Annotated in this window: 20 protein-coding genes; 10 read left to right on the top strand and 10 right to left on the bottom strand. The window is 70.9% G+C overall.

Features of this window, described 5'->3' with window-relative positions; all coding sequences use genetic code 11:
* Nucleotides 1-134 precede the first annotated feature (134 nt).
* The 5 genes from ACSHV8_RS14175 to ACSHV8_RS14195 are packed head-to-tail and all read left to right on the top strand — an operon-like array spanning nucleotide 135 to nucleotide 2,835.
* Complete coding sequence (locus tag ACSHV8_RS14175; RefSeq protein WP_436533117.1) at nucleotides 135-944, top strand: M48 family metallopeptidase; 810 nt, start codon at nucleotides 135-137, stop codon at nucleotides 942-944.
* Between the two features lie 10 nt (nucleotides 945-954).
* Entirely contained in the window at nucleotides 955-1,176 is a 222-nt protein-coding gene (locus ACSHV8_RS14180; protein ID WP_436533119.1) for a hypothetical protein, read from the top strand.
* Complete coding sequence (locus ACSHV8_RS14185) at nucleotides 1,173-1,847, top strand: potassium channel family protein (RefSeq protein WP_436533121.1); 675 nt, start codon at nucleotides 1,173-1,175, stop codon at nucleotides 1,845-1,847. The genes ACSHV8_RS14180 and ACSHV8_RS14185 overlap by 4 nt, the downstream gene beginning before the upstream one ends.
* 38 nt (nucleotides 1,848-1,885) lie before the next feature.
* Complete coding sequence (locus ACSHV8_RS14190) at nucleotides 1,886-2,317, top strand: DUF7144 family membrane protein (RefSeq protein ID WP_436533123.1); 432 nt, start codon at nucleotides 1,886-1,888, stop codon at nucleotides 2,315-2,317.
* Nucleotides 2,314-2,835, top strand: coding sequence for an HdeD family acid-resistance protein (locus ACSHV8_RS14195; RefSeq protein WP_436533125.1), 522 nt, complete (start codon nucleotides 2,314-2,316; stop codon nucleotides 2,833-2,835). Before ACSHV8_RS14190 ends, ACSHV8_RS14195 begins: the two co-directional genes overlap by 4 nt.
* Nucleotides 2,836-2,881: 46 nt before the next feature.
* On the opposite strand, the gene ACSHV8_RS14200 is transcribed toward ACSHV8_RS14195, so the two are convergent.
* From ACSHV8_RS14200 to ACSHV8_RS14235, 8 genes are all read right to left on the bottom strand, one after another.
* The gene (locus ACSHV8_RS14200) at nucleotides 2,882-3,652 is read right to left on the bottom strand and encodes a DUF2927 domain-containing protein (protein ID WP_436533127.1); all 771 of its coding nucleotides are present in this window, start codon (nucleotides 3,650-3,652) and stop codon (nucleotides 2,882-2,884) included.
* A gap of 133 nt (nucleotides 3,653-3,785) precedes the next feature.
* A complete protein-coding gene (locus ACSHV8_RS14205; RefSeq protein ID WP_436533129.1) occupies nucleotides 3,786-4,145 on the bottom strand; it encodes a YybH family protein in 360 nt (119 codons plus the stop codon).
* 52 nt (nucleotides 4,146-4,197) lie between these two features.
* Nucleotides 4,198-5,535, bottom strand: a complete 1,338-nt coding sequence (locus ACSHV8_RS14210; RefSeq protein ID WP_436533130.1) for a dipeptidase — start codon at nucleotides 5,533-5,535, stop codon at nucleotides 4,198-4,200.
* 1 nt (nucleotide 5,536) lies between these two features.
* Nucleotides 5,537-5,935: a hypothetical protein gene (locus ACSHV8_RS14215; protein ID WP_436533132.1), complete on the bottom strand. Its 399-nt coding sequence runs from the start codon at nucleotides 5,933-5,935 to the stop codon at nucleotides 5,537-5,539.
* A complete protein-coding gene (locus ACSHV8_RS14220) occupies nucleotides 5,932-7,362 on the bottom strand; it encodes an APC family permease (protein ID WP_436533134.1) in 1,431 nt (476 codons plus the stop codon). Before ACSHV8_RS14220 ends, ACSHV8_RS14215 begins: the two co-directional genes overlap by 4 nt.
* On the bottom strand, nucleotides 7,359-7,799 hold the full coding sequence (locus ACSHV8_RS14225) for a DUF2231 domain-containing protein (RefSeq protein ID WP_436533136.1): 441 nt from the start codon (nucleotides 7,797-7,799) through the stop codon (nucleotides 7,359-7,361). Before ACSHV8_RS14225 ends, ACSHV8_RS14220 begins: the two co-directional genes overlap by 4 nt.
* A 36-nt stretch (nucleotides 7,800-7,835) precedes the next feature.
* Nucleotides 7,836-9,047, bottom strand: a complete 1,212-nt coding sequence (locus ACSHV8_RS14230) for a threonine/serine ThrE exporter family protein (protein ID WP_436533138.1) — start codon at nucleotides 9,045-9,047, stop codon at nucleotides 7,836-7,838.
* Nucleotides 9,044-10,252: a threonine/serine ThrE exporter family protein gene (locus ACSHV8_RS14235; protein ID WP_436533140.1), complete on the bottom strand. Its 1,209-nt coding sequence runs from the start codon at nucleotides 10,250-10,252 to the stop codon at nucleotides 9,044-9,046. The genes ACSHV8_RS14230 and ACSHV8_RS14235 overlap by 4 nt, the downstream gene beginning before the upstream one ends.
* A gap of 133 nt (nucleotides 10,253-10,385) precedes the next feature.
* Here ACSHV8_RS14235 and ACSHV8_RS14240 point away from each other — a divergent pair, with 133 nt between their 5' ends.
* The 5 genes from ACSHV8_RS14240 to ACSHV8_RS14260 all read left to right on the top strand — a co-directional run bounded on the left by ACSHV8_RS14240 (nucleotide 10,386) and on the right by ACSHV8_RS14260 (nucleotide 15,378).
* A complete protein-coding gene (locus tag ACSHV8_RS14240) occupies nucleotides 10,386-11,888 on the top strand; it encodes an MFS transporter (RefSeq protein ID WP_436533142.1) in 1,503 nt (500 codons plus the stop codon).
* Nucleotides 11,885-12,970: an aminopeptidase P family protein gene (locus tag ACSHV8_RS14245; RefSeq protein WP_436533144.1), complete on the top strand. Its 1,086-nt coding sequence runs from the start codon at nucleotides 11,885-11,887 to the stop codon at nucleotides 12,968-12,970. The genes ACSHV8_RS14240 and ACSHV8_RS14245 overlap by 4 nt, the downstream gene beginning before the upstream one ends.
* Before the next feature lie 136 nt (nucleotides 12,971-13,106).
* Nucleotides 13,107-14,045 (top strand): hypothetical protein, encoded by a 939-nt coding sequence (locus ACSHV8_RS14250; protein WP_436533146.1) that lies wholly within the window; start codon nucleotides 13,107-13,109, stop codon nucleotides 14,043-14,045.
* Nucleotides 14,046-14,094: 49 nt separating this feature from the next.
* Nucleotides 14,095-14,961: a hypothetical protein gene (locus tag ACSHV8_RS14255; protein WP_436533148.1), complete on the top strand. Its 867-nt coding sequence runs from the start codon at nucleotides 14,095-14,097 to the stop codon at nucleotides 14,959-14,961.
* 72 nt (nucleotides 14,962-15,033) lie between these two features.
* The gene (locus tag ACSHV8_RS14260) at nucleotides 15,034-15,378 is read left to right on the top strand and encodes an STAS domain-containing protein (RefSeq protein ID WP_436533150.1); all 345 of its coding nucleotides are present in this window, start codon (nucleotides 15,034-15,036) and stop codon (nucleotides 15,376-15,378) included.
* A 54-nt stretch (nucleotides 15,379-15,432) separates the two neighbouring features.
* Here the strand turns inward: ACSHV8_RS14260 and ACSHV8_RS14265 are convergent, their stop codons facing one another.
* Together ACSHV8_RS14265 and ACSHV8_RS14270 are read right to left on the bottom strand one after the other, a co-directional pair.
* On the bottom strand, nucleotides 15,433-17,112 hold the full coding sequence (locus ACSHV8_RS14265; protein WP_436533152.1) for a metallophosphoesterase family protein: 1,680 nt from the start codon (nucleotides 17,110-17,112) through the stop codon (nucleotides 15,433-15,435).
* 100 nt (nucleotides 17,113-17,212) lie between these two features.
* On the bottom strand, nucleotides 17,213-18,673 hold the full coding sequence (locus ACSHV8_RS14270; protein WP_436533153.1) for a benzaldehyde dehydrogenase: 1,461 nt from the start codon (nucleotides 18,671-18,673) through the stop codon (nucleotides 17,213-17,215).
* Between the last annotated feature and the right edge of the window lie 52 nt (nucleotides 18,674-18,725).

Consider the following 18,725-nt stretch of genomic DNA (forward strand, 5'->3'; position numbering starts at 1 on the left):
GAAATCGTGGTGGTGATCTTCCCTTGAACGGCGGGGACCGGCCTCACTCGGGCGGGATGAGGTGGCGCGGCGGCCCAGCGCGGATCGTCGGCAACAGCCGCGGCACCGGTCCGCGGGACAGGAAGGAGGACACCGTGTCGAAACGGTTGCGGCACCCGGCCGAGCTGCCGTTCTACGTGTTCATGGTGGTGCTCAACCTGATCATCATCGGACTGATCGTGCGGGCCGCGGTCACCCTGCCCTATCTGCCGCAACGGCTGGAGAGCACCGGCTGGGCGACCGCCGTGCGCAGCGCGTTCATCGGACTGCTGCTGCTCGTGCCCGCCCTGGTGGTGATCCGCGAGACCCAGCGCGCCTCGGTGCGCGGCACCGCGGTCGAACTCAACCCGCACCAGTACGGCGAGCTCTACAAGACCGCCGACGACTTCGCGCACCGCCTCGGACTGCCCCGGCGGCCGACGATCTACCTGGCCAACGGCAACGGCACGCTCAACGCGTTCGCCGCCCAGGCCACCGGACACGACTACGTGGTGCTCTCCAACGAGCTGTTCGCCAACCTGCAGCAGAACAATCGGGAGGGGCTGCGGTTCATTCTCGGACACGAACTCGGGCACATCCGGCTGCACCACGTTGCACTGTGGTACCAGCTGTCGGTCGCCTACTCGGAACGGATCCCGGTGCTCGGGCCGACCCTGTCGCGGCTGCGGGAGTACTCGTGCGACCGGCACGGCGCCCACCTGTGCCCGTCCGGCGCGTCCGGGCTGGTCCTGCTCACATCCGGCCGGCACACCGAGCACACCACCGACATGGCGCAGCTGATCCGGCAGGGCCGGGCGCTGCGCGGCTTCTGGGTCGAACTGGCCCAGCTGCCGCAGTCCCATCCGTTCACCGTGCGGCGCATCGAGCGGCTGGTCCGGCTCGGCCTGCTGCAGCCCGTCGACTAGGAGGTGCACCATGCCGGACGCGACCTACCAGGTCCGGGTCTCCGGGGTGATCCCCGACGAACTGCTCGACGAACTGCGCGACCTGACCGTCAGCGTGGAACCGCCCGAGACCGTCCTGCACGGCAACCTGCCCGACCAGTCGGCGGTGGTCGGCCTGATCTCACGCATCCACGGGCTGGGCCTGCGGCTGATCGAGGTCCGCCGGCTACCCGTGGACGCATCCGAAGAATGAGAACCCGCTTCGGGTACGGCGTCGTGCTGCTCCTGATCGTCGGAACCTACCTGCTGGCGCTGCTCGCCTCCCGCCGCTGGACGGTCACCGTCCTGCTCGCCGTGCAGACCGTCACCGTCTGGCAGTCGCTGCGGGTCGCCCGCGCCCGCCCCGGGCTGCGGCTGGCCGGCGCGCTCGTCTTCGGACTGGCGGTGGCCGCGGCGGTGCTCAGCTTCCTGGACGTCGGCCCGCTCACCGCGATCGCGTTCTCCGCGGCCAGCGCCCTGTACCTGCTGGCGCCCCTGGCCATCGTGCGCGACCTCGGCCGCCGCGACCGGGTCGACGCGCAGACCATGCTCGGGGCGCTCGCCGCGTACCTGCTGATCGGGATGGCCTTCGGGTTCGCCTACGCCTGCGTGGCGCAACTGCAGCCCGGACCGCTCTTCGGCGACCGCGGCGACCCGACGCTGTCCGAAGCGCTGTTCTTCAGCTTCGTCACCGTCACCACCACCGGGTACGGCGATCTGGTCCCGGCCGGCAACCCGGCCCAGACGATCGCCGTGTTCGAGGCCCTCACCGGCCAGCTCTTCCTGGTCACGGCCGTCGCCAAGGTGGTCGAGAACTGGCGTCCCGGCAACTGGGCCCGGGGCTCATCCACCGGGGATGACGCGATCGGCCCGGCCCCGCGATGACCATCGTGAACCCGTTCCCTTACCTAAGGAGACCCGACATGTCCGAAGAGGCGCCCTACCTGCCGCCCACTGCCGCCCGCGAACCCACCGCCTGGGTCGGTGCGGTCGTCTTCGCCGGCGTGATGCTCCTGCTCACCGGCGGCTTCCAGGCAATCGAAGGGTTCGTCGCGCTGTTCAAGGACGACTACTACGTGACCACCCGCAACGGCCTGGTCCTCACCCTCGACTACACCAGCTGGGGCTGGACGCACCTGCTGCTCGGCACGCTCGCCGTACTCACCGGCATCGGCGTGTTCCTCGGCCAGATGTGGGCCCGGGTCGTCGGCATCATCGTCGCCGTGCTCAGCGCGTTCGCCAACATGCTGTTCCTGCCCGCCTACCCGGTCTGGTGCACCATCGTCATCGCCACCGACGTGCTGGTCATCTACGCCCTCGCCGTCCACGGCCGCGAGGTCCGGGGGTATCGGTGAACCGCGGCTCCGGCTGGATCAGCCTGGCCGCCGGCGTGGCCGCCCTGATTCTCGGCATCGTCGCGTTCGCCTGGCCGGCGGCGACCCTGCAGGTCGTCGGCGTCCTGTTCGGCCTCAACCTGCTGATCCTCGGCGTCGTCCGCGCCGGGCAGTTCCTGTTCGTCCCGGACGCCCCGGTGACCGCGCGCATCCTCGGCGTCGTCTTCGGTGTCCTGGTCGGTCTGCTCGGCATCCTCTGCCTGCGCAACGTCGCCGGCTCCCTCAAACTGCTGCTGGTCGTCGTCGCGCTCGGCTGGCTGCTGGACGGGCTGGCCGAGATCTTCACCTCGGTCGGCTCCACCGGCGGCGGATGGCGGATCGCCCTCGGCCTGGTCGCGGTCCTGGCCTCGATCGCCGTCCTGGTCTGGCCCGGCCTCGGCCTGGCCACGTTCATCCTGTTCGGCGCGACGACACTGTGCTTCGTCGGGCTCGGCGGCATCATCGTCGGCATCGCCGGGCTCCGCTCCCACCCGGCCTGACCTGCGGCCCGGGGCTCCGCCACGATGCGGAGCCCCGGGCCGCGGCTCATCTGATCGTCACCGCCGCGGTGACCGCCCTCTTGTCGTCACCCGGGGAGAGCGCGTCGTCGTACAGCAGCCGGATGACTTCCTCGTCGATCGCGTCGTACTTCGTCACGGCCGGCGAGTAGCTGTTGTAGAAGATGCTGCTCGGATACATCGTGGAATCCTTCAGCAGACCCATGCCCCTGGTCAGCGCCTGGCGGATCAGGTGACACCGCACGGTCGGGCTGATGCCGGTCGAACGGACCAGGACGGTGGCGCTGGTGATGGCGTGCAGGTCCGACCAGAAGATGTAGGCGTAGCTGTCGTTGCCGGCCACGTAATGCGGCTCGATCTTCTTGAACTCCGACAACGGCGCGAAATGCATCTCGATGTCGGCGTCGCTCTTGGTGAGCTTCAGGTCGGTGGTGGCGGTGAGCTTGTTCAGATCCGAGACGACCGTGTTCAGACAGCTCAGGCTCTTCGCGTCACCGCCGTGGACGCGGACCGTGACGGTGGGCTCGGTCCACTTGGTGACCACCGAATAGGTGTCGCCGTACTGGGAGCCGAACGCGACGGCGAAGAAATAGGCGAGCCCGGCCCGGCTGATGACCGGCGCGGTCGGGGAGGGCCGCCCCATGAGCCGCCGCGCCGCCGTGCCGGCTTCCACGGAAGGTCCGGCGGTCGTCGGCGCGGCTGCCACCGGCGCGCGGGGCGTCGGCGTCTCGCAGGCGGCCAGGGCGACCGGCGCGAGCACCAGCATCGTCAGGACACGGGCGGCAGCCGAACGATTCACGCAGACCTCCGGAATCCGGCTGCGCACGATGGACCGCGGTGCCGGGCGCCGAGATCGTAAACCGCGCCGGCCCCCGCTGTCCGACCCGCCGGACGCCCGGCTGCAACAGACCGACGGCCCGGCTCGCGTGAGGTCAGCGGCTCAGGTGCTCGTGCTGCATCTGCCAGGAGCCGTCCCGTTTGACCAGGACGTTCGTGCCGCGGCCCCGACCGGCGGCCGGCTTGCCGTCGACGCGGCCGGACCAGCGGAATCGGTACCGGCACACGGCCAGGTCGTCGGTGACGGCGATCCACTCCAGGTCGTGGATCTCGTAGACCTCGTCCTGGATCGCGGCGAAGGTGCGTTCGATCGCCGCTTTGATCGCCGTGATGCCGTGGTGGGAGCCGTCGGTGAACCAGTACGTCGCGTCCGGCGCGATCAGCGGCGCCAGCCGCGCGAGGTCGCGGGCGTTGGTGGCCTGCTCGTAGCCGCGCACGAACGACGTGGGATCCATCGTGGAGATGCTAACGGGCCCGGCACTGGGATGCCGGGCCCGCCGATGACGATCAGCGCTGGTAGTGCTGGAGGAACAGTGCCTCGGCGTGGGCCAGGCGGGCGATCTCGGTCGGGTCCACGCTCTCGTTCGGTGCGTGGATCGCGGCGAGCGGCTCCTCCACTCCCATCAGGATGATCTCCGCGGACGGATAGGTTTCCGCGAACACGTTGCACAGCGGGATCGAGCCGCCCTGTCCGAGGGTGGTCATCTCGCGGCCGTAGGCTTCCCGCATCGCCGCGGAGAGGGCCTGGTAGGCCGGTCCGCCGGTGCGGGCCGAGAACGGCTGGCCGAGTGCCTCCGGCCGGACCGAGACCCGGACGCCCCAGGGTGCGGCCGCGTGCAGCTGGGCGGTCAGCGCGTCCTGCGCTTTCACCGCGTCCGTGCCGGGTGGGACGCGCAGGTTGAGCCGGGCCCGGGCCTGCGGCTGGATGGCCGCGGCGGATCCGACGACCGGCGGGCAGTCGATGCCGAGGACGGTGACGGCCGGGCGGGCCCAGATCATGTCCGAGACCGATCCGTCGCCGAGGAGGCCGGCCTCGTCGATGAGGCCGGCGTCGGCGCGGAACTGGGCCGGCGGATAGGGCGCCCCGAGCCAGGTCTGTTCGTTCTCCAGGCCGGCGATCGTGGTGTTCCCGGCCCGGTCCCGCAACGATGCCAGGATCTGGATGAGCGCGGCCAGGGCGTCCGGGGCCGCCCCGCCGAACATCCCGGAGTGCAGTTCCCCGCCGAGCGCGGTCACGGTGACGACCACGTTGACCAGGCCGCGCAGCGACACCGTGGCCGCGGGTGCTCCGACCGCGGCGTTGCCGGTGTCACAGACCAGGATGGCGTCGGCCCGCAGCAGGTCCGGGTTGCGGGTCACGAAGTCTTCGAGGCCGCCCGTGCCCTGCTCCTCGGAACCTTCCACGATCAACTTCAGATTCACCGGTACGTCGTCACCCAGCGCCCGCAGAGCGGTCAGGTGCATGACGATGTTGCCCTTGCAGTCGGCCGCGCCCCGCCCGTACCAGCGCCCGCCCACCGGCGTGAGCTGGAACGGCGGCGTCCGCCAGGCTTTGTCGTCCAACGGGGGCTGCACGTCGTAGTGGGCGTAGAGCAGCACGGTCGGTGCGTCCGGGGCGGCTACCCGCCGTACGCCGAAAACCGCCTGACTGCCGTCGGCCGTGAGGTGCAGGCCCAGGTCGGTGAAGCCGACCTGGGCAAAATTGTTGACCACCCACGTGGCTGCCCGCTCGCACTCGGCCGGCGGGAACTGGCGCGGATCGGCGACCGAGCGGATCGCGACCAGGTCGGCCAGGTCGGCGCGGGCCCGGGGCATGAGTTCGTCGATGTGTGCGCGAAGGTCCATGTCAGGCGTCCTTCAGGTCGGCGATGACGTCCTGGAAGGCGTCGATGTACTGCGGGCAGTAGACCTTGATGATCAGCAGTTGGCCCTGCAGGAGTTTGTTGTCGGCGAGCACCGGCCGTTGCCCGGGCCCGGCCGCGCCGTTCGTGATCATCCCGTAGAGGATGCCGCGGCGCAGGGCGTCGTCGGGGTTGTAGCAGACCGCGCCGCCGTCGTCGCCGAGGACCCGGACGATGCTGTCCTTGTAGGGCACCCGCAGCCCGGCCGCCGACAGAGCGGTCTGCAGTTGGTCAGCTTTGGCGTTGGCCTGCTCGGTCTCCTTCTTGCCGTGGTAGGAGACCAGCGCGACCCCGGCGAGCAGCAGGAACACGGCTCCGACGACGACGTACACCCAGCGGTTCACGCGGCGGCCTCCTTCCAGGACGGCTTGCGGAATCGGTAGAACAGGTACGGGACGAGCAGCCCCAGCCCGAGCGCGCCCCCGGCCACGATCGCCAGGTAGGTGCCGACGTTGCCGCCGCCGAACTGCGACGACGGGACGAACCCGATCAGCAGCGCGGCCAGGGACGCGGCGAAACCGATCCCGCACAGCCCGGTCAGCATCGGCGCCCGGTAGCCGCGCGGATGGTCGGGCTGGGTGCGGCGCAGGCGCACGGCGGCCACGAACATCAGCAGGTACATGATCAGGTAGACCTGCGTGGTGATCACCGAGAAGATCCAGTACACGCTGGAGACGTCGGGGATGAACGCGTACGCCAGAGCGATCACCGTGGTGACGAGACCCTGTGTGACCAGGATGTTCTGCTGCACGCCGTGCTTGTTGAGCCGTTGCAGGAACGGCGGCAGGTAGCCTTCGCGGCGCGAGATCAGCAGCAGTCCGCGCGACGGTCCGGCCAGCCAGGTCAGCATGCCGCCGAGCGACGCCGCGACCAGCATGATCCCGAGGATCGGGGTGAGCCACTGCGAGTCGAACGCGGCGAACACGGCGTCGAACGCCTGCATCACGCCGGCGGTCAGCGACAGCTCCTCGGCCGGCACGATCCAGCTGATGGCCAGCGCGGGCAGGATGAAGATGAGCAGGACCAGGCCCATGGCCAGGAACATCGCCCGCGGGAACTCCTTGCCCGGCTTGCGCAGGGACGAGACGTGCACCGCGTTCATCTCCATGCCCGAGTAGGACAGGAAGTTGTTGACGATCAGTACCAGGCTGGACAGTCCGGCCCAGGCCGGCAGCAGGTGATCGGCGGTCATCGGCGCGGCCGACTCGTTGCCCTGGCCCAGGAACGCGATGCCGAGGATGACCAGCAGCGCGCCCGGCACGAGGGTGCCGATGATCAGGCCGCCGCTGGCCAGGCCGGCGACGCCGCTGGTGCCGCGGGACGACACCCAGACGCCGGCCCAGTAACAGACCATGATCACGATGGCGGTCCACAGGCCGCTGGAGGCCAGGTCCGGGTTGATCACGTACGCGAGGGTGCTGGCCACGAAGCCGAGCAGGCTCGGGTAGTAGAAGATGGTCATGGCGAACTGGCACCAGACCGCCAGGAAACCCATCGGCTTGGACAGGCCCTGGCTGACCCAGTTGAAGACGCCGCCGTCCCAGCCGGAGGCCAGTTCGGCCGAGACCAGCGCGGTCGGCAGCAGGAACACGACGGCCGGCACGATGTAGAGGAAGATGCTGGCCAGCCCGTAGACGGCCATGGTCGGTGACGGGCGCAGGCTGGCCACCGAGCTGGTGGTCATCAGGGCCAGGGCCACCCACGAGATGTACTTCAGGGTTTGCGCGGTTTTCGGTGGCGAGCTCGCCTGGTCTTCCGCTTCTGCGCTCACGCCGCCTCCCTTCGGGTAGGGATGAGTCCGGCCGAATCATCGGCAGAGCTGGATATCGGCCGTCTCATCCCTGCGGAATGGTTCGGGTCCAGCCGCCCGCCGCACCACGACGCGGCCAGCGCCACGGCGAATCCGAGCAGCTCCAGCAGCAGCAGGCTCGGATCGGCGACGCGGTCGCCGGAGCGCACCCGGATCAGGGCCAGGACCGCGAAGTGGAACAGCACCCCCAGGTCGAGCAGCAGGATCGTCACCCGCGGCCGGCCGACGACCGCGCCGAAGACGCCGCCGGCCAGTCCCGCGAGAACGTTCCAGTAGGCCAGCGTGCCGATGATCGCGGGCGCCCCGAGCATCGTGGCCAGGTCCAGGATGATCGCCACGGCGAACAGGCCGAGTGGGAACATCAGCAGCACGGGCTGCACCGGGTTGCGGCTCTGCATGGCTTCCGAGGGTGCGACCGATCAAGATCAAGAGCGTCATCCCGTACGGATGAACCGCCCGGCCGCCGCGGCCCCGACCAGCATGCCCACGGCGATCGCGACCAGTAACGACACCATGTCGGCGACCCCGGTGACGCCCTGCACGGGGTGCCCGCCGATCCAGCTCTCCAGCCCGCGCAGCCCGTGCGACCCGGGCGTGAGCACGTAGAACGCGCCCAGGTAGAGCACGTAGGCCGGTGGCCGCCCGGGCCGGCGCCCGAGCCGCAGCGCCACCGTCATCATCACGAACGCGCCCAGGAACGTGCCGGCCGGATCGCCCAGCACCCGCGTCCCGGCCTCGGTCACCGCCGCGGTCAGCAGGATCAGTCCCAGGGCCCACGGGAAGTCCCGCAGCGCCATCGAGAACGTCAGCATCACCCCGAGCGCGAACAGCACCCAGCCGCCCCACACGGCGACCGGCCCGAGGGTGCCGGGCACGGTCACGTCGAACAGCGCGCTGCGCGGCAGCCGCAGCACCACGGTCGCCATCAGCGCCCCGAACGCGAGCACGAGCAGCACGACCGTGCTGTAGACGAGCCGGGCCGCGCCCGCGGTCATCCGGTTCGCGGCCAGCTCCAGGGCGGCGGCGCTGATCGCGTCGCCCGGGATGAAGTAGAACAGCGCCGGGATGATCAGCTGGATCGGCCCGCCGGTGATCAGGCCGTGCCGGTCCAGCCCGAGCACGACCACCGAGACCAGCAGCGACGCCACGAACGGTTCGATCAGGACGAGCCGCCGGTGCCCGCCGCCGGCGACCACGAGCAGGCCGATCAGCAGCCCGGTCAGCGCCGACACGCCGACCTGCTGCCAGGTCGCCTGCACCGAGACGCCGAAGCCGACGGTGAACGCCACCAGCCCGAGCACCTGCCACGGCCGTGACCAGCGCGGCGGCAGCGCCCGGATCGCGGCCAGCCGCTCGGCCGCCTCGGCCGGGGGCAGGCCGTCGCCGATCCGCAGCAGCAGCTGTTTGACCCGGGTGACCTGGTGCAACGGCGGCACGCCGGGTTCGCGGGTGAACGACAGGGTGCGGTCGCCGACCGTCAGCAGGGCCGCGTCGGCCAGGAACGTCGCCTCGACCCGATGGCCGTAGTGCCGGCCCAGGTCCTCGACGATCGCCTCGCACCGCACGGTCCCCTCGAAGCTGGAGGCGAGCAGCCACTCGGTGAGCGGCCCGAGCAGCTCCAGCAGCCCTTTCTCGGTGGTGCTCATCGGGCCACCGCCCGGAACAGCGGGTGCCCGCAGAGCACACCGAGCGCGATCGACACCATCGAGGCGGTCGCACCGATCAGGTCCTCCGAGCCGCGGACGGTGTCCTGGCCCAGATACTCGGTCACCCCGATCAGGGTCAGCACGCCGGGCACCAGCAGCCAGAACCCGGGCAGGAAGGAGACCAGCGCGGGCGGGCCGGACGGGAACCGCTCCACCGTGTACGCGACCAGGGTCAGCACCAGCGCGCCGATGAACCCGCTCAGGTAGCCGCCGAGCACCAGGTTGCCCAGGTACTGGCTGAGCCATCCGGAATAGAGCACCAGCAGCAGCCACCCCAGCGAGCGTCGTGGACCGGCCAGCAGCAGGTAGTTGCCGATACCGACCACGAGAGGGCCGAGCCAGGGCGCCCACCAGCCGACCGTGTTCGGGACGTAGTCCTCGGCGGCCGGTGCGGGCACGCCGACGACGTGGGCGGCGCCGATGATGCCGAACGCCAGCAGCAGCAGCTGCAGGGCTCCGGCGACCAGACGACTGGAGCCGGTGATCATCTCGTACGCGGAGAGCTCGACGACGCCCATGGTCAGCATCGCCCCGGGCAGGAACGTCACCAGCGGCGCGACCATCGCGCGCAGGTCGGCGTCGGCCCAGCCGGTGCCGGCCAGCAGGAACGTCGCGCCGGAGACGGTGAACGCGGCCACCACCGGCATGATCATCTGAGCGCTGACCCACCGGGCGCCGGCCAGCCGCATCATCCCGACCACCACCCCGAACAGCACCGCGAGCAGGATGTCGGCCCAGGTCGGAGCCAGGATCAGGCAGATGCCGCCGATCAGCACGGCGTGCCCGAGCGTGCGGATCACCGGACCGAACCGCGGAGGCATCTGCACCGCGGCCAGGACCTGCTCGCTGCCGGCCGCGGGGGAGACCTCGCCCCGCTCGGCGGCGCGCAACACGTCGTACACCAAAGCGGTTTGATCCAACCGCAACCCGCCGCGGAGCTGGCGCGTCGGTTCCAGGGTGACCGGTTGCCCGGGTTCCAGGGACACCACCAGGTAGGTGGGCAGCACGCTGACCCGCGCCCGCGGCGCGCCGTAGGCGGCCGCGACCTTCAGCAGGTGCTCCTCGATCTGATTGACCGCCTCCCCGGCCGCGGTGAGCGCGCTGCCCAGATAGAGCAGGAACTGTTGCAGCTCTCGCTCGTCCATGCCGAGGAAGGTAGGCGGACCGGGCGGCCCGGCGATTCATCCGGCGCGAGCGATGCTCGATCGGCCCGCCGCCGAGAGGCTGACCGCATCCGGTTCGCATCCGGTTCTTCGCATCCGGTTCGAGGAGGGGCAGATGGCGGCGACCGATTCACCGGCCCAGGCCGATCGCACGGCAGGACTCGGCGTGCTGCTCGCGGCCTGCGTGTCCGCGCTGGTGGTGAACGCCAACACGTCCGCGGTGACGATCCTGCTCCCGGCGATCAGCCAGGACGTCGGCGCCTCGGTCGACACCCTGCAGTGGGCGGTGACCGGCTACATGCTGGTCGGCGCCGCGGTCATCGTCACCTCGGGCGCGCTCGGCGACGTCTTCGGCCGCCGCCGGATCTTCCTGCTCGGCCTGCTGCTGTTCGTGCTCTCCTGCGCGCTCATCGCGCTCTCGTCGTCGGCCGGCGGGATCATCGCCGGCCGGATGATCCAGGGCGCGGCCGGCTCCACCATCCTGGCCTGCGGCATGAGCCTGCTCTCGGTCGACTCGGCCGGCACCGGGCAGATGAGGGCGATCACGATGTGGGGCGCGGCGTCGGCCATCGGCGCCGCGGCCGGCCCGCTGATCGGCGGCGTCCTGGTCGGATCGACCGGCTGGCCCGGCCTGTTCTGGATCGACGCGGCGGTCGCGGTGCTCTGCGTGCCGCTCACCTGGTTGAAGGTCAAGGAGTCGCGCGACCCGGACCGGCCCCGCGAGATCGACCTGCTCGGCACCGTGCTCGTCGCCGTCGCGCTGGTCCCGCTGGTCCTCGCGCTCAGCGAGAGCGGCAGCTGGGGCTGGCTGTCCTTCCCGACCATCGCCTGCCTGGTCCTGTCCGTGCTCGGCGGCCTCGGCTTCGTCCAGGCCGAACGTCACGCGACCGCGCCCCTGGTCGACCTGAGCCTGCTGCGCAACCGCGTCCTGGTCGGCTCGACCATCGCGATCCTGCTGGTGGCCGGCGTCATCAACGCGCTGATGTACCTGCTCAGCCTCTACTTCCAGAACCCCGACGGCTTCGGCATGACCGCGCTGCAGGCCGGCCTGGCCACGCTGCCCGCGGCGGCCGCGATGATCGTGGTCACGCCGGTCATCACCCCACTCGCGGTCAGGATCGGGCCACGGTACGCCGTAGCGATCGGATTCGGACTGGCCACCGCCGGGTTCACGGCCCTGGTCTTCGTCTCACCGTCCTGGGCGTACACCGCCTTCGTCCTCCCGCTGATCGTCCTGTCGGTCGGGCTCGGCCTGGCCAACGGCCCCGCGTCGTCGGCCTCGACCAGCGCCGTCGACCAGGACCAGGTCGGCCAGGCGTCGGGCATCTCCAACATGGCCCGGTACGTCGGCGGATCACTCGCGGTCGCCGCCGCGGCCACCGTCTCCACCGCGGTCACCGACGGCCGCACCACGTCCGGCGCACCGGCCGCCGACGCGCTCACCGCCGGACTGGCCGGCGGCGCGCTGCTGCTGGCACTGATGTCGGCCGGCGGAGTCGCATTGGCCCTGCTGCTGCGCCGGCAACGCGGCGAGCCGGCCACCGCCGTGCACCTGGCCGCCGCCGCGGCGGCCACCAGCCACACCATCCCGACCCGGCCCACCGGAGGCACCCGATGAAACACTTTCTGCGGCGGATGGAACGCGCGGTCGCGCAGGCCACGTCGGCCGGCCTGACCGGGCTGCTGGTGACGCCCGGACCCGACCTGACCTACTTCACCGGCTACCGGCCGACGGCGATCACCGAGCGGATCACGATGCTGGTGCTCGACGCCGACCACGATCCGCACCTGATCCTGCCCGTGCTGGAGCGCGGCGACGCCGGCGGCGTGCCCTTGGCGATCACGGACTGGAGCGACGGGACCGATCCGTACGCGGCCGTGGCCCGTCTGCTCGACCCGACCGGACGCTACGCGATCTCCGACTCGGCCTGGGCGATGCACCTGCTCGGACTCCAGCAGGCGTTGCCGGGGTCGTCCTACACGTCGATGACCGGCACACTTCCCATGCTGCGGGCGGTCAAGGACACCGACGAGGTGGAACGGCTCGCGGCCGCCGGGAAAGCCGCTGACGCGGCCTATCACGAGATTCTTTCCGTACGGTTCGAGGGGCGCAGCGAACGCGCGGTCGGCACCGACCTGGCCGCCCTCCTGACCGCGCACGGGCACTCGCAGGTCGACTTCACGGTGGTGGGGTCCGGGCCCAACGGGGCGAACCCGCACCACGAGATGGGGGAGCGGGTCATCCGGCGCGGCGACATGGTCGTGCTCGACTTCGGCGGGCTGAAGGACGGCTACGGGTCGGACACCACCCGGACCGTGCACGTCGGCCCGCCCACCCCGGACGAGCAGGACGTCTTCGCGGTCGTGCTACGCGCCCAGCAGGCCGGGTTCGAGGCGGTGCGGCCCGGGGTGCCGTGCCAGGAGATCGACCGGGCCGCGCGGCGGGTCATCGAGCAGGCCGGGTACGGCGAGTACTTCATCCACCGGACCGGGCACGGGATCGGACTGACCACGCACGAACCGCCGTACCTGGTGGAAGGGGAGCAGCAGGTCCTCGTACCCGGAATGTGCTTCTCGATCGAACCCGGCATCTATCTGCCCGGCCGGTTCGGGGTGCGGATCGAGGACATCGTCACCGTGACCGAGACGGGCGGGCGGCGGCTCAACAACACCAGCCGTGACCTGCACGTGGTCGCCTGAGCATTTCACCGCAGTGGGTACGCCGGGGCCGATGGGGGTCGGTCGCCGGCGGGTGCGGGGCGCCGGCCGTAGAGGTTCGCCACCAGTGTCCGGCCGGCGCCCCGCCTTCAAAACTTCTCCTGAGGGGTGGAAATCGATGGACGCTCGGCGACGGCCGGCAGCAGTGCTCCTGATCGCCGGCCTGCTCCTGGCCGTTGCGGCTTGCAGCGGGGACGGGGCGCCGCAGGGGTTGCCGTCCGACCGGCCCTCCGTGGAACGCACCGTGGACCGGACCACCCAGCCGACACCTACCGACGACGAGACCACGCGGACGTCGAAGCCCGATCCGACACCCACCGAGGATGAGACCACGAAGACGTCGCAGCCCGAGCCGACGCGCACCCGCGAAACGCGGACGGTGGAGCCGACCAAGGAGCCGGCCAAAGAGCCGACGAAGACGCAGGCGACCGCCGAGGAACCGGTCGCGGCGGCTACCACGTCCACTTCGGCGGCTGTCGTGCCGGCGTCGGAGGACGGTGGCGGCGGGCTCGGCGCCTGGGGCTGGCTGCTGCTGATCGGGCTGTTCACCGGCCTGGTCGCGCTGCTGATGGCCAACCGCAGCGGCAAGGTCGCCGGGTGGGACGCCGAGGCCCGCGGCCTGGCCGGCGAGACCCGGACCGTGCTCGGCGTGCGCCTCCCGCCGATCCTGACCACAGCCGCCGCGGCGCAGCGAGGTCTGGCCTGGCCGCCGGTCCGCGACGACCTGACCTCCCTGGAAGCGCGCTGGGCGGCCCTGCTGGAGACCACCCCGGACGGCGAACGCCAGGCCTACGCGAGCCAGGTCGCCGGAATCCTCCGCGACCTGGTCAACGCCGTCGACGCCGAGAACGAGGCCCTGGCCGCCGGCCGCGACTGGCGGTTGCTGCGTCCCCGGCTGGACGCGATCGTCGCCGCCCTGGCCGCGGCCCTCGAACCGGCCGCGCCGGTCGCCGCGCCCGTTGCGGCCGTCGACCCCGGCGAGACATTCGATCAGTACGGCGATCCGGTCGATCCGTATCCCGACGATTCCGACCCGAACCCGTTCCGTCCGGCCTGACGAACCCGTACGTCGGAAGGATCTTGTAAATTGCCACCGTGAAGCGCCGATGAGACCTACCCTGAGCAGCCATTATGGCGGGAAATGGCGCTTTGTCCTGGCTGTCGCGGTCGCGGCCTCGATGGTGTCGGCCGGCTGCGCGGACGCGGACCGGGAAGCCGCGCCGAGCGACCCGCCGGAACGACTGCTGACCGACGGCGTGCCGGGTTGCCTGCGCGGATCGGAGCGCCCGGTGGTGACCACGACGACGCCGGACCTCACGGCGGTCTTTCCCGGCGCCACCGAAGCCACCTTCGAGCTGCGGGCGCTGAACGCCTCGGACGATCCGGTCAAGGGCGTGACGCCGGTGGCCGCCGACGGTGTCGCGATGTTCGACGTGCAGGATCCCGGCCTGGCGCCGGGGGAGTCGTACCGGTGGCGCGCGACCGGCGCCGCCTGGGTCGAAACCGGCTGGTCACAGTGGTGCGAGTTCACGGTGGCGGCCGATCTCACCGACCTGAGCGCGGCGACCGACATCGATGCGGTGCGGGAGCTCGGCGTCGACCCCGGCCGTCGATACACGGTCACGCTCACGGCGGCGGAGAAGCGGTCGCTGCTGGAGATCTTCCCGGAGGCGGAAGCGTTCGCCGCCGAGAACCCGACCAGCTGGTCCGGCGGGTCCGAGGACGAATCACGCGAACGCCTGCGGCGGATCACCGCGGACGTGCGAGCGCAGGCCGGCCTCAGCATCGTCCTGACCGGCGACGACTGGGCCTCGACGACGTCCGAGATCGCCGGTGCCGCCTCCGCCCGCGACGAAACGCACGCCGAAGAGCCCGAGGGCACGCCGGACGGCACCGAGTACTGGAAGCTGCTCGACCGGATCTCGGCGGGACTCGGCGGGCCCGCCCACCCGAACCTGCACTACGGCCGCTGAGACGCGCACGTTCGGAGGAACTATCCGCCGCGCCGTCGGGGTGAGACGACCGCCCGGACATACTGCTGGTAAATGGATAAAGTGCCGGACCACTACTTCACGATCCACACCAACGAGGTCGAACCCGACAGCGACGGCCGACCGACGTGCCGGATCGGCCTCGCCGGCTCCTTCGACATCGGATCCCGGCTCGAACTGCGCGCGGCGCTGCTGGCCGCGGCCGAGACCGGCGCCCGGATCGTGGTCGACCTCAACCGGGTCCGGTTCATCGACTCGGAGGCGCTGAGCGCCCTGATCGCCGGGTACCTGGCCGCCGAGCGCGCCGCCGTGTCGTTCCGCCTGACCGGCGCCATCGGCATTGTCAAGCGGGTGATCACCGTCATCGGCCTCGACCACCTGATGGAGACACCGGCGTGACCGGCCCGGTACCGGCGATCCTGATCGGACGGACCGCCGGTACCCGGGGCGCCGTCAGACGACCGCGGTGTCCACCTTCGTCGGGGCGAGGACGATCGGTTCGCTGATCAGGTGGGCGTGCAGCCGGTCCTCCGGCACCAGCCACGACGAGTGCGCCTCGCCGTCGGGCGCCGTCCGCCACCGGCGCACCACCCGCCGTACCCCCAAGGGGTAGATCGTCAGCGTCCCGTCAGCCGCCACATGCATCCGCAGGAACGACTTGGAATCGATGATCCCCTGCGCCGAGAACAGTTCGTTCAGGTTCACCCCGAATCGGGCCCCGAACAGCAGATACACCGCCACCAGTTCGGTCGCCGCGAACCCGGACACCACCCCGTAGACGACCAGTGTCGCGATCAGTGACCACGGCCATCGCCAGTCGTGCAGCGGTAGTTCCCACCACGCCCAGGTCAGCAGCGCGGCCAGCCCGAGTTGGGCGACGCCGTGCAGCAACCCGAGGATCTGCCGCCGGGTCCGCCCCAGTTCGGAGTCGCTGAGGTGCGCGAACGCATAGGTCCCGGCCATCACGGTCGCGACCAGGATGAACAGTGGCACGAGGGCGAATTTCTGCAGCGGGCTGCCGAAGCCGCTGCTGATCACGCCACCGACGGCGAGGACGATGGCGGTGTGCACGGCGCCGATCATCGCGATGAAGCTCGGGTTGTGTTTGGGGAGACGACCAAAAATGCTTGCGGCGTACGTCTGTGACAGTCGCTTGCTCGGAAACCGCGACTCAAGGGTGTACGTCTCCCGCGGCGACGTGCTCTGCAGCGGCGCCGGCGGCACCTGGATGGTCTCCGGCAGCTGATGTGTCGGGTAGAGGTAGGCCCCGCCACCCCCGCACGTGATCAGCTCCCGATCGGGGCCGCTGTAGCGCGCGTAGTGATGCCAGTCGCCGGACAGCATGAGACGCACGTTCGCCCCGGTCGGGGTCACGACCGTACGCACGAAGTAGTCGAGTGATTCGTAGACCACCGGCCGTTCGGCGCCCTGCACCCACGTCGGGCTGGCCGACGCGACGATCACCTTGGTGTCCGCGGTGAAACCTTCCGCGACCCGCTTGAAATACTCCAGCTGCGGGTCGTCGATGTAGGTCGACGCCTGGTCGTCCAGGGCGAGCAGCCACCACCCGCCGGGCAGCTCCACCGCGAAATAGGAGCGGTTCTGCGGAAGATGCCAACCCCCGATCTCGGTACGGCGGGTGCCGGTGAACAACCGCAGGAACGCGGTGAGCCCGTCGTACCAGTCGTGGTTACCGGGCAGCGCGTACATCCGCGGGGTTTCCTGCCCCTCGGGCACCGACGGCAGCGCCGCCCGGTACGGCCCGATCAGCCGATCCTCGTAGCGTTCCGTGCTCGGCGTCGGGTAGACCTCGTCGCCGCCGAGCACCAGCGCCCGCCCGCGCGGCAGCACGTGGTCACCGACCGTGAGCTGCGGCTGCGCCAGCAGGTAGGCGACCGAGTAGGTGGCGTCGAACCCGTCACCGAGGTCGGCCGCGAAGTCGATCCAGGCGTCACCGTCCGGCCCGACCTCCCGGTCCACCTCGTCGGGAAATGATCCCTGCAGTTCCCGCTTGTCCAGGTAGCTGCCCTGGATCGAGGCGAGCGCCACCCGCAGCCCGGTCCCGGCCAGCTGCACCGGCGACAGCCAGGCCACCGGCTTGGCCGGTGTGAACCCGAGCTGCGCCGGTGTCATGTCCCGGGGCCGGTGCGGGGGTATTGATGCTTCGTTCTCGGACTCGTTGGCCATTGTCGTTCCTCCCGGAGTGCCGGGAGGAGGTTAAGTCATCCCGGCCTCAGAAGGGATACGTGGGCGCCTGGCCGCGGACGGTCACCCACCGGGTCTCGGTGAACGCGTCCACGTTGGCCCCGGCCCCGCCGAACCGTGAACCCGTCCCGGACGCCGCGACCCCACCGAACGGCGCGTTGGCCTCGTCGTTCACGGTCTGGTCGTTGATGTGCACGATCCCGGTCGGCAGCCGCTCGGCCAGGGCCAGCCCGCGCATCACGTCCCGGGTGACGATGCCCAGCGACAGCCCGTACTCGCTGTCGGCGGCCAGCCGCGCCGCGTCGTCGGTGCCGGCGAACCGCGCGACCGGCGCGACCGGCCCGAAGATCTCCTGCGCGAACGCGGGCGTCTCCGGCGTCGCGTCGGCCAGCACCGTCGCCCCGTAGAACAGGTCCTCGTACGTGCCGCCGGCGGCCAGCCGCGCCCCGGCCGCGGTGCTGGCCTCGACCAGCGCGTGAATCTTGTCCCGCTGCCCGGCGTCGATCACCGGCCCGAGCGCCACCTGGTCCCGCGCCGGATCGCCGACCGGCAGTTTCGCCGCCTTGGCGGCCAGCCGCTCCACGAAGTCGTCATAAATGCTTTCGTGTACGAGGTGACGCCCGGTCGTCATGCAGATCTGCCCCTGGTGGAAGAAGCCACCCCACGCGGCCAGGTTCACCGCCTCGTCGACGTCGGCGTCGTCGAGCACGATCAGCGCCGAGTTCCCGCCGAGCTCCAGATGGGCCCGCTTGAGGTGCTTGCCGGCCAGCTCACCGACGCGACGGCCGGCCGCGGTCGACCCGGTGAACGAGATCACCCGGATCAGCGGGTGCGTCACGATGGCCTCACCCACGTCGGCGCCCCCGGGCAGCACCTGCAGCAGCCCGGCCGGGAGCCCGGCCTCCTCGAAGATCCGGGCCATGGTGACGCCGCCGGTCACCGCCGTACGCGGATCGGGTTTGAGAACGACCGCGTTGCCCAGCGCCAACGCCGGTGCCACCGAACGGATGCCGAGAATGATCGGCACGTTGAACGGCGAGATCACGCCGACCACCCCGACCGGCTCCCGGCGCGCCATCGACAGGCGCGGCTGCTCACTCGGCAGCAGTTCCCCGTACGGCCGCCCGGGCAGCCCGGACGCCTCGTAACACTCCTGCTCGGCGACGTGCACCGCGAACCCCGCCATGCCGGGCACGGCACCCACCTCGCGAATGTTCCACCAGGCCACGTCGTCGGCGTGCTGCGCCCACAACGCCCCGGCCCGGCGCAGCACCGCCGCCCGCTCGGTGTGCGGGGTCGCCGCCCACGCGCGCTGGGCCTGCGCAGCGCTCTCGGCGGCCCGGGCCACATCGTCCGGCCCGGCGATCCCGACGCGGCCGAGCGCCTGCCCGGTCGCCGGTTCGACCACGTCCCGCGCCCCACCCGAGCCGGCCACCCACGAGCCACCGACGTAGATCTTGCCCTGCCAGTCCGACGAGTCCAGAAACACCGTGACGTCCTTCCACCGGAGTCGAGTGGGCCGACTGTAAGGCTAATGTTTC

Source organism: Actinoplanes sp. HUAS TT8 (assembly GCF_051380535.1).
Taxonomy (GTDB): Bacteria; Actinomycetota; Actinomycetes; order Mycobacteriales; family Micromonosporaceae; genus Actinoplanes.